The organism is Micromonospora sp. NPDC053740 (assembly GCF_040677775.1).
In the GTDB taxonomy this organism is placed as follows: domain Bacteria; phylum Actinomycetota; class Actinomycetes; order Mycobacteriales; family Micromonosporaceae; genus Micromonospora; species Micromonospora alfalfae.
The window spans coordinates 135,676-151,556 of the sequence record NZ_JBFASO010000001.1 but is presented as its reverse complement, the minus strand read 5'-3'; the positions used below and the strand labels follow the sequence as shown (position 1 = coordinate 151,556).

The 15,881-nt window shown below is 71.8% G+C and carries 10 protein-coding genes; 8 read left to right on the top strand and 2 right to left on the bottom strand.

The features are described 5' to 3' along the window. Nucleotides 1-18 precede the first annotated feature (18 nt). From AB0K35_RS00675 to AB0K35_RS00650, 6 genes are all read left to right on the top strand, one after another. Nucleotides 19-585, top strand: a complete 567-nt coding sequence (locus tag AB0K35_RS00675) for a DJ-1/PfpI family protein (protein ID WP_363882564.1) — start codon at nucleotides 19-21, stop codon at nucleotides 583-585. 112 nt (nucleotides 586-697) lie between these two features. Continuing rightward, entirely contained in the window at nucleotides 698-3,367 is a 2,670-nt protein-coding gene (locus AB0K35_RS00670; protein ID WP_363882561.1) for a carboxylate--amine ligase/circularly permuted type 2 ATP-grasp protein, read from the top strand. Nucleotides 3,368-3,466: 99 nt separating this feature from the next. Then, the gene (locus AB0K35_RS00665; RefSeq protein WP_238669384.1) at nucleotides 3,467-5,245 is read left to right on the top strand and encodes an N-acetylglutaminylglutamine amidotransferase; all 1,779 of its coding nucleotides are present in this window, start codon (nucleotides 3,467-3,469) and stop codon (nucleotides 5,243-5,245) included. After that, the gene (locus AB0K35_RS00660; protein WP_363882558.1) at nucleotides 5,246-7,090 is read left to right on the top strand and encodes a S9 family peptidase; all 1,845 of its coding nucleotides are present in this window, start codon (nucleotides 5,246-5,248) and stop codon (nucleotides 7,088-7,090) included. A gap of 17 nt (nucleotides 7,091-7,107) precedes the next feature. Then, on the top strand, nucleotides 7,108-7,674 hold the full coding sequence (locus tag AB0K35_RS00655; RefSeq protein ID WP_363882555.1) for a hypothetical protein: 567 nt from the start codon (nucleotides 7,108-7,110) through the stop codon (nucleotides 7,672-7,674). Nucleotides 7,675-7,747: 73 nt separating this feature from the next. Further along, nucleotides 7,748-8,302 carry a dihydrofolate reductase family protein gene (locus tag AB0K35_RS00650; RefSeq protein WP_357359615.1) on the top strand — a complete coding sequence of 185 codons (555 nt, stop codon included), beginning with the start codon at nucleotides 7,748-7,750 and terminating at the stop codon, nucleotides 8,300-8,302. A 7-nt stretch (nucleotides 8,303-8,309) separates the two neighbouring features. Here AB0K35_RS00650 and AB0K35_RS00645 read toward each other — a convergent pair whose 3' ends face one another. Next, on the bottom strand, nucleotides 8,310-11,351 hold the full coding sequence (locus AB0K35_RS00645) for a BTAD domain-containing putative transcriptional regulator (RefSeq protein ID WP_363882552.1): 3,042 nt from the start codon (nucleotides 11,349-11,351) through the stop codon (nucleotides 8,310-8,312). Between the two features lie 491 nt (nucleotides 11,352-11,842). Here AB0K35_RS00645 and AB0K35_RS00640 point away from each other — a divergent pair, with 491 nt between their 5' ends. Further along, nucleotides 11,843-13,717: an adenylyl cyclase gene (locus AB0K35_RS00640; protein ID WP_363882549.1), complete on the top strand. Its 1,875-nt coding sequence runs from the start codon at nucleotides 11,843-11,845 to the stop codon at nucleotides 13,715-13,717. Between the two features lie 96 nt (nucleotides 13,718-13,813). Here AB0K35_RS00640 and AB0K35_RS00635 read toward each other — a convergent pair whose 3' ends face one another. Beyond that, entirely contained in the window at nucleotides 13,814-15,013 is a 1,200-nt protein-coding gene (locus AB0K35_RS00635; RefSeq protein WP_363882546.1) for an FAD-dependent monooxygenase, read from the bottom strand. Between the two features lie 193 nt (nucleotides 15,014-15,206). On the opposite strand from AB0K35_RS00635, the gene AB0K35_RS00630 reads away from it, so the two are divergent. Beyond that, nucleotides 15,207-15,728, top strand: coding sequence for a TetR/AcrR family transcriptional regulator (locus tag AB0K35_RS00630; protein WP_238669378.1), 522 nt, complete (start codon nucleotides 15,207-15,209; stop codon nucleotides 15,726-15,728). Nucleotides 15,729-15,881: the final 153 nt, after the last annotated feature.

Genomic DNA, 15,881 nt, shown 5'->3' with positions numbered 1-15,881 from the left:
CGGGAGATTCTGGGCCGTATGCGAATCGAGATCGTGGTGTTCGACGGCTTCGACGAACTGGACGTCTTCGGGCCGTTCGAGGTGTTGTCGATGGCCGGTTTCGACGTGGCGCTGGTCGCCGTCGAACGGTCGGGGCTGGTCACCAGCATGCGGGGCGTCCAACTCCAGGTCCCCGAGGTGCTGGGTCGGGCCGACGGTGTGATCGTCCCGGGTGGCGGATGGCTGAACCGAACGCCCGAGGGTGCCTGGGCGCAGGCGCAGCGCGGTGTGCTGCCGGCGAGGCTGGCCGCGCTGGCACCATCGGCCCGGTGGATGGCGTCGGTGTGCACCGGTGCGCTGGTGCTCGCGTCCGCCGGCCTGCTGACCGGTCGGCGGGCGACCACCAACCGCAACGCGTACGACGAGTTGCGCGCGCACGACGTCACAGTCCTCGACGAGCGGGTGGTCGACGACGGTGACCGGGTCACCGCCGGCGCGCTGTCGGCCGGACTCGATCTGGGCCTGTGGCTCACGGAACGGGAACTCGACGCCGCCACCGCCGACCGGGTCGCCGCGGCCATCGAGTACCGGGCTGCGCGACGCTGAGCAGCGCGAACAGAACGGGCGCGTCACCTTAACGCGCCGGAAACACCCCCGGTACCAACCCTGGGAACGCTCGTCGGACAGCCAGACCACCGACACGCGAACCGGGGTGACAATGGCCGACAACACCACAAACGCGCCGACGTACGACGAGCCGGTGGGCCGGTCCGGCAACGGCCGGACGCTGCCCACCCCCCGTACGAATTCGGTCCTGTCGCTGGACGACGGCGATCCGGCGGACCTGGCCACGATCGGGGTGGAAGAGGAGTTCCACGTCGTCGACCTGCACACCCGGGAGTTGGTGCCCCGCGCCGGGGAGTTGCTCGACCGGTTGCCGGCGGCCTCGTTCACCGCCGAACTGCACCGCAGCGTGGTGGAGACCAACACCGCTGTCTGCCGCACCCTGGACGAGATCCGCGCCGAGCTGACCCGGCTGCGTCAGGCGGCCGTCCAGGTCGCCGACCGGGCCGGTCTGGGCATCGTGGCGGCCGGTACGGTGCCGCTGCGCGCCGACGGCGACCCCAGTGTCACCCCCACCTCCCGCTACCGGCGGATGCTCGACGAGTATCAGATGCTCGCCCGGGAGCAGTTGATCTGCGGCGCGCAGGTGCACGTCGGTGTCTCCGACCGGGACCTGGCGGTGGCGGTCACCCGCCGGGTCCAGCCGTGGCTGCCGGTGCTGCTCGCCCTCTCCACCAGTTCGCCGTACTGGATGGGCCAGGACAGCGGCTACGCCAGCGTCCGCTCCCTGGTCTGGCAGCGCTGGCCCACCGCTGGCGATCCGGGCGAGGTGACCAGCGCCGCCGACCACGAGGCGTTGGTCGCCGAGCTGATCTCTTCCGAGACCATCACCGACCCCGCCATGATCTATTTCGACGTCCGGCCGTCGGCGCACGTGCCCACGGTGGAGCTGCGGATCACCGACGCCAACCCCGACGTCGAGACCATCGTCCTGCTCACCGGTCTGTTCCGGGCGCTCGTCCGACGGGAGGTCGCCGCCCTGCGCGCCGGTGTGGAACGCACTGCCGTGCGACCACCGGTACTGCGCGCCGCCGTGTGGCGGGCCGCCCGCTCCGGGTTGGAAGGTGACCTGCTCGACCTGCCCCGGTCGGCCCGACCGGTGCCGGCCGCCCAGGCGGTCCGCCGCCTGGTGACCGACCTGCGCCCACAGCTGGTGGCGACCGGGGACTGGGAGCAGGTCAGCGAGCTGACCCGGTACGCGCTGGAACGTGGCAGCTGCGCCGCGCGGCAGCGGCGGGCGTACGAGCGACGGGGCCGGTTGGCCGACGTGGTCGACCTGCTGCTCGACGAGACCCGGGGCCGGGTCCGTGCTCCGCTGCCGGGTGCGCCGACACCGCCGGCGCTGCCCACGTACGTCGACGCCGGCGACGAGGTCTTCGGACCGGCCGGACCGCAACCGGCGTACGCCCCGATGCTCGCGGCCCTGCGCCAACTCGGCGCCGGGGCCCTGCGTCAACGCGAACACGACCGGGACGAGGAGCAGCGGGCCCGAGGCGTGACGTTCAGCGTGGCCGGCGAGGCGAGCACCCGGCTCTTCCCGGTCGACCTGGTGCCCCGGGTGGTGCCCGCCGCCGACTGGCGGACCCTGCGGACCGGCCTGGTGCAACGCGCCCGCGCCCTCGACGCGTTCCTGCGCGACGTCTACGCCGACCGGGCCGTGGTGGCCGACGGTGTGGTGCCGGCGTGGGTGGTGGAGTCCTCACCCGGGCTGCGCCCGACAGGCGCGCTCATGGGCCGTCGGGGCACCCGCGCCCAGGTGTCCGGCACCGACCTCGTCCGGGACCCGGACGGCGGCTGGTACGTGCTGGAGGACAACCTGCGGGTGCCCTCCGGAATCGGCTACGCGGTGCAGAACCGTCGACTGACCCAGGCGGTGTTGCCGGAGCTGCCGGTGCCGGAGGATCTGCTGCCCGCCGACGAGACGCCGGCGATGCTGTACCGGGCGCTGGTCGCCGCCGCGCCCGCCGCGGCCGACGACCCCGCCGTGGTGGTGCTCAGCAGCGGCCCCGGTGACCCGGCGTGGTTCGAGCATCGGCTGCTCGCCGACGAGATGGGTGTGCCGCTGACCGAGACCAGCGACCTGCTGGTGGAGGAGGGTCGGGTCCGACTGGTCCGCGACGGCTGCCGCCGCGAGGTCGACGTGATCTACCTGCGGATGGACGAGGAGGCGCTGCTGCACGCGCCCGGCGCGGACGGGGTGCCGCTGGGCTGGCCGCTGCTCGCCGCAGTGCACGCCGGGCGGCTCACGCTGGCCAACGCGCTGGGCAACGGTGTCGGTGACGACAAGGCGCTGTACGCGTACGTGCCCCGGCTGATCGAGTACTACCTGGGCGAGAAGCCGCTGCTCGGGGACGTGCCGACGTACCTGTGTGGGCTGCCCGAGCAGCGGGCCGAGGTGCTGGGCCGGCTCGACGAGCTGGTGCTCAAGCCGGTCGACGGGTACGGCGGTGACCGGGTGGTGATCGGCCCCCGCGCCGAGGTGGAGGAGTTGGCCGCCGTCCGGGAGCAGATCCTCGCGGCCCCGCACCGGTGGATCGCCCAGGAGATGATCGCGCTGACCACCCACCCGGTCTTCGACGGCACGGCGCTGGCTCCCCGTCACGTCGACCTGCGGGCGTTCGTCTTCCTGGGTGACACCGCCGAGGTCGCGCCGGTGGCACTGACCCGGGTGGCTCCGGCCGGCAGCATGATCGTCAACTCGTCGCGCGGCGGCGGGTCGAAGGACACCTGGCTGCTCGGTGGAGCCGACGAACAGTCGGCGTAACCGACGCTTGACCCACCCGTCATCGGGACGCAACCCGGGCCGCCAAGCCTGGACCGGTCAGCGGCCCCCAGCGGATCCAGCCGATGAGAGGTGTACGCCATGTGCGGTATCGGAGGCGAGTTCCGCCTCGACGGAGCGCCGCCGGACCTGGCCGCCGTCGAGCGGATGCTCCCCGCCCTGGCCTCCCGGGGCCCGGACGGCGAGGGTCGGTGGCAGCACGGGCCGGTGGCCCTGGTGCACCGCCGGCTGCGCATCATCGACCTGTCCGACGCGGGCGCCCAGCCGATGGTCGACACCGAGCTGGGTCTGGCCACTGTCTTCAACGGCTGTATCTACAACTACCGGGAGCTGCGCGACGAGCTGACCACCGCCGGCTACTCCTTCCGGTCCACCTCGGACACCGAGGTGATCCTCAAGGCGTACCACAGGTGGGGGGCGGCCTGCGTCGAGCGGTTCTACGGGATGTTCGCGTTCGCCCTGGTCGAGCTGGACACGCACACGGTGGTGCTGGCCCGGGACCGGCTCGGCATCAAACCGCTCTACCTGGCCGAAGGGCCGGGCCGGGTGCGCTTCGCCTCGACAGTGCCGGCGTTGCTCGCCGCCGGTGACGTGGACACCGACCTCGACCCGGTGGCGCTGCACCACTACATGAGCTTCCACTCGGTGGTGCCGCCGCCGCGCACGATCCTCGCCGGGGTCCGCAAGCTGCCGCCGGCCACCGTGCGGGTGATCACCGCAGACGGCCGGAGCACGGACACCACCTACTGGCGGCCGGGGTTCAACCGGGCCGCCGTCCCCGCCATGTCCGCCAACGAGTGGCAGGAACGGCTCATGGCGGCGTTGCGCACCGCCGTACGACGGCGGATGGTCGCCGACGTGCCGGTCGGCGTGCTGCTCTCCGGCGGTCTCGACTCCAGCCTGATCGTCGCCCTGCTGGCCGAGCAGGGCCAGACCGGCCTGGCCACCTTCAGCATCGGCTTCGAGGCGGCGGCGGGGGAGAGCGGCGACGAGTTCCACTACTCCGACCTGATGGCCCGCCACTTCGACACCGACCACCAGCAGATCCGCATCGGCGCGAAGCGGTTCGTCCCCGCCGTGCACCAGGCCATCGCGGCGATGAGCGAGCCGATGGTCAGCCACGACTGCGTAGCGTTCCACCTGCTTTCCGAGGAGGTCTCGCAGCGGATCACGGTGGTGCAGTCCGGCCAGGGCGCCGACGAGATCCTCGCCGGCTACGACTGGTACCCGCCGATGGCCAACGTGGCCCGCGCGGACGCCGTCGAGGCGTACGCCCGGGTGTTCTTCGATCGTCGCCACGACGCGCTCGGCGGGCACCTGGCGCCCGAGTGGATGCTCGACCACGACGCCAGCCTGGAGTTCGTCGCCGCGCACTTCGGCGCGCCCGGAGCGGACACCGCGCTGGACGCGGCGCTGCGCCTGGACAGCCTGGTGATGCTCGTCGACGATCCGGTCAAGCGCGTCGACAACATGACGATGGCCTGGGGGCTGGAGGCCCGGGTGCCGTTCCTCGACCACGAGGTGGTCGAGCTGGCCGCGGCCTGCCCACCGGCCCTGAAGCTGGCCCACGGCGGCAAGGGGGTGCTGAAGGCGGCGAGCCGGGGCATCGTCCCGGACGAGGTGATCGACAGGCCGAAGGGCTACTTCCCGGTGCCCGCCATCCGGCACCTCTCCGGTCCGCTGCTCGACGACGTGCGGGACGCGCTGACCGCCGGACCGGCGCGCGAGCGGGGCCTGTTCCGCAAGGACTACCTGGAGGAGTTGCTGGACGCGCCGAACGCCCGGCGGACCACGCTGGGCTCCAACGCGCTCTGGCAGCTCGGGCTGCTGGAGCTCTGGTTGCAGCGGATCGGGGTTTAGATGAGCGTACGGATTGAGTCGCCGCGCACCACCCGGCGGCCCCGACCCGCCAGCCACCGGCCGGTGTCGCCGCCGGTGCCGATCAGCGAGGAGTTCGCCCCCGCGCCGTCCCCCGACGGCCGTCGGGTGGCGTTCCTCTCCGACCGGGCCGGCACGCCCGGCGTCTGGGTCTGCCAGGTCGACGCGGGTGCGCCCGTCGCGGTGCCAGTCGGTGACGAGCCGGTCCTCGCGCTGAGCTGGTCCCCGGACGGCCAGTGGTTGGCCTGTGTCGTCGCCCCCGGTGGCGCGCCCCGCACCGAGCTGTGGGTGTTACGCCCCGACGGCACGCGACGCCACCAGGTCGCCGGGTTCGGTCGACGCAGCGCCGCGCTGGCCGGCTGGCTGCCTCACGGCGCGGTGCTGGTGGTCACCGAGACCGACGAGCACGGGCAGGCCCTGCTGGTCGACGCGGCCACCGGTCACCGGCGGGTGCTCGCTGAGGGCGACCTGCTCACCCTCCTGGACGTGACCCCGGACGCCGCTGTGGCGCTGCTGCGCCGCGGCCCCCGTAACGCCCGCTGGCTGGAGGTGCTCGACGTGGCCACCGGCGTTCGGCGGCGGTTGTTCCCGGACACCGGGCGGGGCAGCACCGACCAGGGCTGGTTCGGCCCGGACGGAACGAGCGTGCTGGCCCGCACCGACGCGTACTCCGAACTCGCCGCGTTGGTGCGGGTCGACCTGACCCGACCGGAACAGCCGCCGACCCGGCTCGCCGGGCGACCGGACGCCGAGCTGGAACACGTCACGCCCAGCGCGGACGGGCAGCGCGGCGCGTTGCTGTGGAACACCTACGGCGGGCGCAGCGAGCTGAGCCTGCTCGACTTCGCCAGCGGTGTGCAGCGGGCCGTCACCGCCCCCGGCGAGGTGCTCGGCGACGCCGTCTTCGCCGCCGACGGCGGCCTGCTCTGCCTCACCGCGCAGGGGCCGGTGCAGCCCCGGGAGCTGTGGCTGGTCGACCCGTCGACAGGGGTGCCGCGCCCGCTGCGGCCGGCCACCGCCCCGCGCTCCGACGATGCCGGTGTCGCACCGCAACTTCTCGACCTGCGCGCCCGGGACGGGCTGCCGCTCTCCGGCTGGCTCTACCGCCCGGCAGGGCCGGGCCCCTGGCCGACCGCGATCAGCCTGCACGGTGGCCCGGAGGCGCAGGAGCGTCCCGGCTACAACCCGCTGTTCCAGGCCCTGGTGGCAAAGGGCATCGCGGTCTTCGCGCCCAACGTCCGTGGGTCGTCCGGGTTCGGCCGCTCGTTCGTCGCCGCCGACAACCTCGCCGGCCGCTACGGCGCGATCGCCGACGTGGCGGCCTGCGCCGACTTCCTCGTCGACGCTGGCGTCGCCCGGCCCGGCCAGCTCGGCGTTCTGGGTCGCTCCTACGGCGGATACCTGGTCCTCGCGGTGCTGGTGAACTTCCCCGGGCTGTTCGCCGCCGGGGTCGCCGAGTGCGGCATCTCCGACTTCCGGACCTTCTTCGCCGGCACCGAGCCGTGGATCGCCGCCGCCGCCGTCAGCAAGTACGGCGACCCGCACCGGGACGCCGATCTGCTGCGCGACCTCTCCCCGCTGACCCACATCGACCGGCTGGACGTGCCGGTGCTGCTGATCCACGGCGCCAACGACACGAACGTGCCGGCCGGCGAGTCGGCGCAGGTCGCCCAGGCCCTCGCCGACCGCGGTGTGCCGTACGGGCACCTGGTGCTCGCCGGGGAGGGGCACGACTTCCTGACCCGGACCAACGCCGAGGCGGCCCGTGCGGCCACCACCGGCTGGCTGACCCGGCATCTCGCCGCGACCGCGAGCGTCTTCGGCTGAGGCGTTATCCTGCGCCGGTGGAGGTCGCGGCGCAGGACGAGCGGTTGGCCGCGGACCTGGGTCGCTGGCTGGCCGAGGTGACCTTCGTCGACCTGGACACCGACGAGGTCACCGCGCGGGTGATCGACGCGGTGGTGCGGTGGGCCGAGGCCCAGGGCTGGCGGGTGTACCGGCGTGCGCCAAGCGTGCTGCCGTTGCCGCCGCCCCTGGAGCAGCGGCACTCGGTGCTCGACGTGGCGTGTGCCCGTCCGGACGGCCCACCCGTCGTGGTGGAGGTCGACCACACCGACCGGGCCCGTACGGTGCAGAAACTGCGCGCGGAGGCGGACGCCGGCCGGATCCCGATCTGGGTGCGGTGGGGTGTCGGACGTTTCACAGCGCCGCCACCGCCGGTGCGGATGGTGACCGTCGAGGTGACCCGGCGGGCCGGCCCGACCGGGCGCGGGCGGCTGCACAGCCGCGGCGGTGACCGCCCCGCCCCGGCCCACTCGACCGGCGGCGGCACCGTCACCCCGCAGGCGCTGCCGATCCCGTCGACCGACCCGGCGCAGGGCCCCGTCGACGACGGGCGTAAGAGCACCTGAAGCGAATCGTAAGCGGGCTCCGGCAGAGTTCTGGGTGTCACCGGAGAGCACGACAGACACCCAGGAGATCCCGATGCGCAAGCTCATCAACTCGACCTACATCACCCTCGACGGCGTCATCGAAAACCCGATGTGGACCATGCCGTACTTCGACGAGGAGGCCGCCAGCCTGGCCGGGGCGCAGACCGAGGAGGCCGACGCGATGCTGATGGGCCGGGCCACCTATGACGGCATGTCCGCCGCATGGCCGACCAGGGACGAGAGCGACCCGACCACTGGCGCCGCGTACTTCAACAACGTCAAGAAGTACGTCGCCTCGACCACCCTGACCAACCCCACCTGGAACAACACGGAGGTGCTCCAGGGCGACCTGGTCGAGGCGGTCACCGCGCTCAAGGCCCGGCCGGGCAAGAACATCATCCAGTACGGCTTCGGCTCGGTCACCGCCGAGCTGCTCCGGGCGGGCCTGGTGGACGAGGTCCGGTTCTGGATCCACCCGGTGCTGGAGGGCGGCCCCAGCCTCACCACGCCGCTGGCCGACGTCAAGGCGTCGTTCGACCTGGTCGACACCCGGGTGCACAAGAGCGGCGTGATCGTCGCCTCGTACCAGCCGAAGGTGTCCTCCTGAGCACCGGTCAGAGCTGGGCCCGGGCCTCGCCCGGGCTCAGCTGCGCGCCCTCGGCGAGCAGCGCGTCGAAGCGTTCCGGCCCGAGTTCGGCTCGCAGTCGTGCTGTCGTCCGGTCGGTGTCGTCGCGTTCGGCCGGAGCGGCGGGGGACTGCGTGGCGAGTCGGGCGGCGGCTGCGGCGCCCAGCAGTCGGGCGGCGACCTCGGGGGAGCGGACGGCCGCCGCCATCCCCTCCAGCGGTCCGACCGCGTCGCGCATCGTCGCCATCGCCTCGGCGGCCTCGAACGCCTCGATGTGCAGGGCCAGTGCGGCGTCCGGGTCGCCGCCCTGCTCGACCGCGTAGCCCAGCTCGACCAGCACCATCGGCAGGTAGAGCGCGGGTTGGCTCTCGCCGCGGCCCAGGTCGGCGAGGTGGCTGAGGTGGGTGACGGCCAGATCGAGCTTGCCGTCGCGGCGGGCGGCCAGCCCGAGGCTCATCTCCGCGAAGATCAACGCTCCGGGCGAGCCCTGCTCCACCGCCAGGTCGTAGGCGCGTTCGGCCAGTTCCCGACCCTGCGCGTAGTCGCGGGTCTGTACGGCGAGCCAGGCCAGCCAGGACAGCTCGGCGCAGACCTGCGGCCACAGCGCCAGCTCCTCGGCCCAGCGCAGCCCGTCGCGGTGCAGCGCGGCGGCGCGCTCGTGCTCGCCGCGCATGTCGGCCAGCCCACCCACCCACTCGGTCGCCCGGAGCCGACCCCACCGGTCGCCGAGGTCGGCGAAGAGCGCGGCGCTGCGGGTCGCGGTGCGCTCCAGGGTGGCCTGGTCACCGTTGGCGTGGGCGATGTGGGCCAGGGAGGTGAGCACCGCCGCCTCGGTCCACGGATCGGCTGCGGCGGTGGGCAGCAGCTCCGACACCAGGGCCAGGTCGCCGTGTTCGATCACCGCGTTGGCCGCGAACCACGCGGCGTGGCTGTCCGGGTCGGCGGCCACTGCGGCGCGTACGTCGTCCGGTGCGATCACCTCACCCTGCGACAGGGCGAAACCGACCCGCCAGGGTGCCGCGCGGGCCTCCTGCTCCGGGTCGCCGGGCACGGCCAGCGCCCGCCGCGCCTCGGTGAGCCGGCCGCGCAGGAACCAGTACCAGCTCAGTGCGACAGCCAGGCGCAGCCCGCCACCGTGCGCCAGCGCCGACCGCAGGTTCGCCAGCTCGGTGTCGAGAAGCGCCAGCCACCGCTGCTGGTCGGCCCCGCGCAGCCCGGGGTCGGCCCGTTCGGCCAGCTCCGTGTAGTAGGTGGCGTGCCGCCCGCGTACCTCGTCGGCGTCGGTGAGGCGGTCCAGGCAGAACGCGGCCACCGATTCGAGCAGCCGGTAGCGGGGGGCTGCACCGGAGTCGTCGAGCACCACAAGCGACCGGTCCACCAGCCGGGCGAGGACGTCCAGGTCGGTTCGGCAGACCTGTTCGGCGGCCTCCGGGGTGCAGCCGTCCGGGAACACCGCCAGTTGGGCGAGCACCACCCGGTCGGACTCGTCCAGGAGGTCCCAGCTCCAGCCGATCACCGCGGTGAGTGTCCGCTGTCGAGGTGGCACGTCCCGCTGCGCGGTGGTGAGCAACCGGAACCGGTCGTCGAGCCGGTCCACCACCCCGCGTACGCCCAGCGCGCGGACCCGGGTCGCGGCCAGCTCCAACGCCAGCGGTAGACCGTCGAGGCGGCGGCAGAGCTGGGCCACCGCCGTCGCGGTCTGTCCGTCGAGGCGGAAACCGCGCTGCTGCGTTGCGGCGCGGGCGACGAACAACCGGGCCGCCGCCGAGCGCCGGACCGCCTCCAGGTCACCGTCGTCCGGCACCGGCAGTGGGGGTACCTCCCAGATCAGCTCACCGGTCAGCCCGAGTGGCTCTCTGCTGGTGGCCAGCACGCTCACCCCGGACACGTCGCGCAGCAGCCGGGCGACCAGCTCGGCGACCGGTTCGATGACGTGTTCGCAGTTGTCCAGCACGAGCAGCAGCTGCCGGTGCCGCAGGGCCGTGACCACCCGGTCGGTGGGGGACTGGGTCGTTCCGGCGGCCTCGTGGGCGCCCAGGGCGCCGAGCACCTGTTCGGCGACGCGGGCGTCGCCGGCCGGGAGTGGTGCCAGCTCGACCAGTCGGACACCGTCCGGAGGAGACGCCGCTCGGGCCGTCTCGGTGGCCAGCCGCGTCTTGCCGACGCCACCTGGCCCGACCAGCGTGACCAGTCGCTGCCGGGGCAGCAGCGCCAGTAGCTCGGCCAGCGCCTCGTCCCGCCCGATCAACTCGTCGAGCGGGGCCGGCAGGTTGTTCCGGATGGTCGCCGCCCTCGGCGGGGCGTTCAGGCCGGCGTCCTGTTCGAGGATCCTGCGGTGCAGGGCGACCAGCTCCGGGCCGGGGTCGAGGCCCAGCTCCTCGGCGAGCCGGGCCCGCAGCTCGGCGTAGCTCTCCAACGCCTCGGACTGGCGGCCGGCCGCGTACAACGCGCGCAACTGCACCGCCCGCAGGCCCTCGCGCAGCGGATGCCTGGCGACCAACTCGGCCAGGTCCGCGGCCACCAGGTCATGCTCGCCCCGGGCCAGCCGGGCCTGCGCCAGCCGCTCCTGAACGACGAGGCGCTGCTCGCCGAGGCGGGCCGCCTCGGCGCGCACGAACTCGGCGTCGGCCACGTCGGCGTACGCCTCGCCGCGCCACAACGCGAGGGCCTCGGTCAGCCGTTCGACATCGGCGCAGCGGGCCAGCTCGTCGAAGCGGCCGACGTCGACCGCGTCGACCCGCAGCAGGTAGCCGGGTGGCCGGGACTCGACAAGCTCGCGGGCGCCGGGCTCGGCATCGTTCAGCGCCTTGCGGAGCTGAGACACCCGCACCTGGAGGGCTCCGGCCGGATTGGCGGGGGCGTCGTCACCCCACAGGTCGTCGATGAGGCGGTCCGCCGAGACGACCTGGTTGCGGTTGGCCAACAGGTCGGCCAGCAACGCCCGTACCTTGGTGCCGGGCACCACCACCGGCTCGCCGGCGTCCGTGGTCACGGCGAGCGGCCCGAGCACCCCGAACTGCACGGCGGTCATCCTAGCGCCGGCGAGCAGACCTGAATCAGACTGTGAACGGGCGGAAGCCTGGGCATGCACCACCACAACTCCATGATCGACGGAGTGGAGGGAGAGACCCTCGCGCGATCTTGCACTTTCTGTGGCGGCATCAGTCGCAAAAGCCGCATGGCGGCAGCAGGGAGTGCAAGATCGCGGGGTTGGGGCCCAGGAGCGTGGGAACGGAACTGCACTCCTCAGCATCGGGCGCCACAACGGGGCTCTCTTGGACATGCTTGCGTCGGTGCTGCCTGACTGACACCGACTCGGTCCGGGTCACCGCATGACCGTTGTTCCCACCCGCTCGGCTTGAAGTTCGCGTGTCCGTGGTCATGGCGCGCGGCCGGCTCAGGGGGTAGAAACATGTCAACCCTTCGGTGCGACCCCACCTTCGACCGCAGGGATCAGAGAGCGCTCTCACCGCCCCGAGCTGCGCCGGAAGTACGCCCCGGCCAGCGGAGAGGACGAACCACATGACAACCCCGTCCCGAGACGTGCGCCGGAGATCCGGTCGTACCCTCCTGCTCGCTCTGGTCTTGACCACCGCCACCACGATGACCAGCACGGCGGCCAGCGCCGGCCGCCCGACGCACGGCGCACCCGACTTCGGCCCGAACGTGACGATCTTTGACCCGTCGATGCCGGTCGGCGAGATTCAGCAGACCCTCGACGCGGCGCACGCCCGCCAGGTCGACAACGAGATGGGCACCGAGCGGCACGCGTACCTGTTCAAGCCCGGCACGTACGGCACGGCCGCGCAGCCGTTGCAGGCCAAGGTCGGCTACTACACCGAGGTGTCCGGCCTGGGCGCCTCGCCCACCGACGTCACGGTCAACGGCAAGATCGAGGTCTACAACCGCTGCCTGGCCGACGGGGGCACCGGCAACTGCCTCGCGCTGGTGAACTTCTGGCGCACCCTGTCCAACCTCTCGCTCACCATCAATGCGGCCGGTCAGGACGACTGCCGGTCGACGGCGAACTTCTGGGCGGTGTCCCAGGCGGTGTCGATGCGCCGGCTCAACATCGGCGGCGGCAGCCTGTCGCTGATGGACTACTGCACCGCGGGCCCGCAGTACGCCAGCGGCGGGTTCATCGCCGACTCGCGGCTGCCGGCCACCACCAACGGCTCCCAGCAGCAGTGGCTGACCCGCAACAGCGAGGTCGCGAGTTGGTCCAACGCGGTGTGGAACCAGGTGTTCGCGGGGGTCGAGGGCGCGCCCGACGACGCCACCTTCCCCGACCCTCCGTACACCACACTGGAGGCCACCCCGCTCAGCCGGGAGAAGCCCTACCTCTTCGTCGACGGCAAGGGTCGTTACCAGGTACGGGTGCCTGCGGCGCAACGCGACAGCCGGGGCGTCTCCTGGGCCGACGGCATCACGCCGGGGCGGACCATCGGGATCGATGACTTCTTCATCGCCAAGCCGTCCGACCCGGTCCGCGTCATCAACAGCCAGTTGGCGCGCGGCAAGCACCTGCTGCTCACCCCCGGCACCTACGACATCGCCCGCAGCATCGAGGTTCGGCGACCGAACACCGTCGTGCTCGGGATCGGGCACGCCACGCTCACCGCCGTGAACGGCGCGATCCCGCTGGATGTGGCCGGTGTGCCAGGGGTGATCGTCGCCGGTGTCACTATCGACGCCGGCACCGTCGAATCACCGGTCCTGCTGCGGGTCGGACGCCAGCACGGCCACAACGCGAGCAGCCCGCACAACCCGACCACGCTCTCCGACGTGTACTTCCGGGTCGGCGGCCCGCACATCGGACGGACGAACACCGCGCTGGAGGTCAACAGCGACAACGTGCTGATCGACCACACCTGGGTGTGGCGGGGTGATCACGGCGTCGAGGGCTTCACCGAGGGCGTCAACGGTGACACCGACCGCTGGCGTACCAACACCGGTCGCTACGGCGCCGTCATCAACGGCGATCACGTGACAGCGACCGGCCTGTTCGTCGAGCACTTCCAGCGCTACAACACGGTCTGGAACGGCGAGCACGGCACCACGATCCTCTACCAGAACGAGCTGCCGTACGACCCGCCGACGCAGGCCGACTGGATGAACGGCCCGGTCGAGGGTTGGGCCGGGTACAAGGTCGGTGACCGGGTGCGCCACCACACCCTGTACGGCGGCGGGGTGTACGTCTTCAACCAGAACAACCCGTCGATCCACACCGAGAACGGCTTCGAGGTCCCGGACCGGCCTGGGGTGCGGCTGCACCACATCATGACCGTCAACCTCAGCGCCGGCACCATCGACCACGTGGTCAACGGTGTCGGCGAGGCGGCCGACATGACCAAGGTCGGCGCTCCGGTCTACCTGGCCCGGCACCCGACTCCGTAGCGGGACCGGGCGTACCGACGGGGCCGGAGCCGGCGACGGCTCCGGCCCCGCACGGATGGTCTGCCACGGCCCGCCTGACCTGTTGCGGGCGGTTGCCTAGCTCGACCGGGACCCGGCGGCCGGTCGATAGTCCGGCAGTGGCGGGAGCCTGGGCTGTAGGCGTCGTTCCACTCCCGCCATGGCTCCGAGCAATGGAAGTCGGGCCATCGTGTTGCGAGCCCAGATGCCGGCCCGGCTCTTCGGGGCGAGCATGCCGATGAAGAGGTTAGATTGACTCCGCTCGACCATCTTCCGATGGCCCTGCTCGTACCGGTGGAAGGCGATCCGATGATCCCCGCCGGCGGATGCGAGTTCTCCCGCGAGTCGGTAGGCGCCGATGAGAGACAGCGTCGCCCCGGCGCCGGCAGCCGGTGACGCACAGTGCGCGGCGTCTCCGAGGAGCGCGACCCGCCCGGACGACCACGACGCCATCCGCACCTGGCTCAACGCGTCGAAGTAGAAGTCAGGATCGGTGAGTGCGCCCGCCAGCAGTTGCGGGACGTGCCATGGCAGGTCCGCGAACGCCTCCCGCAGCAGACGCTTCTGCTGCTCGACGTTCCGGTAGTCGTACGTGAGGGGCCTGCTGCGGAACAGAAAGTTCACTTTGGCCCCGGCATGGGTGCCCGAACGATAGATGCCCGCCGCCCGACCCGGTCGGTTGTAGAGCGTCACCCACCGCTGCTCACCCAGGTCAGGGTTTACGTTCGCGGATGCGAAGTAGTGCCCCAGATGCCGGAGGAACTGCGACTCTGGGCCGAAGGCCAACTGCCGCACCGTGGAGTGTGTGCCGTCAGCGCCAACGATCAGGTCGAACCGGCGGGTCGGGCCGTGCTCGAAGGTGACAGTCACGCCATCGTTGTCCTGGTCGATGGTGCGGATCGAGTCATCGAAGATGTACTCGACGTCGTCCTTTGTCGTCTCGTGCAGGATCGCCGCCAGGTCGCCGCGCATGATCTCGACCTCGGTGCTGGCGGCTCTGCCCTGGATCGCCCGCATGTCGATGCGAGCCACACTGCGATTGTCCTCGTCCACGAAGGACATTCCGATCACGTCCGCCGCCGCCGCGCGGACTCGCGACATGATCCCCATCCGTTCGACGACGTCAACGGCCTGCCCGCGTACGTCGACACCGTTGCCGCCCTCGCGCAGGCGGGGCGCACGCTCGACCACTGTGGGCGCAAAGCCATACCTGGCCAGCCAGAAGGCCAGGGTCGGCCCCGCGATGCTGGCCCCGGAGATGAGAATCCGCTGGTTCATTGACTCCTCCTTGCTGGCGCAGCGAGGAGCACGCCAGTGGCACGTGCGCCGCTTGCGTGTTCCGGGGAGTTTTCGTAGGCTAAATGAAATACGCGTTCCACTTGACGATATGGAATGGTCGTTTCAGATGTCAACCCCTGCCGCCGATGGCGTGACCCGACGCAGGGCGGACGCCGTCCGCAATCGCCAACGTGTGCTGGCGGCGACGAAGGCCCTCTTCGCCGAGGGGCGCGTCGCCATCACCGTCGACGCAATCTCGCAGCGGGCGGGCGTGGGAGCGGCCACTGTCGTGCGCACCTTCGGCAGCAAGGAGGCGCTCATCGACGCGGCCGTGGCCGAGCTGCTCGAACCGCTCATTCAGCGTGGCCGGGACGCGCTGCTTGAGCCGGATGCCGAACAGGCTCTTCGAGGCTTCCTCGTCGAGGTGATCGCGTTTCAGTCCGCGCACTGGATCATGGGTGAACGGCTCGGGGACATGGAGCTACCGAGCACGACGGCGCAACGAGCCGCTCTGAACAAGGTCGGGCTCGATCTGATCACCAGGGCCCGGGACGGCGGTGCGATCCGTACCGACATCGACGCCACCATCGTTACCGTGTTGATCAGCGAGGTGACCTACGCGATCGCGAGGTCGAAATCCGCATCACCGGCACTCGCCGAGAATTACGTCTTGGTCATCATGGACGGGCTCCGCCCGCAGCAGGACAGGGTCTGAACTGGTCTGGAGGTATGGGTCGCGTCGGGCACCCGTGCCCGCTGCCGGTCCTGTATCTGGGGGAAGGCCAGGGCAAGAGCAGGAACGCACCGGCACACAGCACTCCGATGGCGGCGGCCAGGCCGACCGGCCCGGGCAGCAGGGTCACCACGG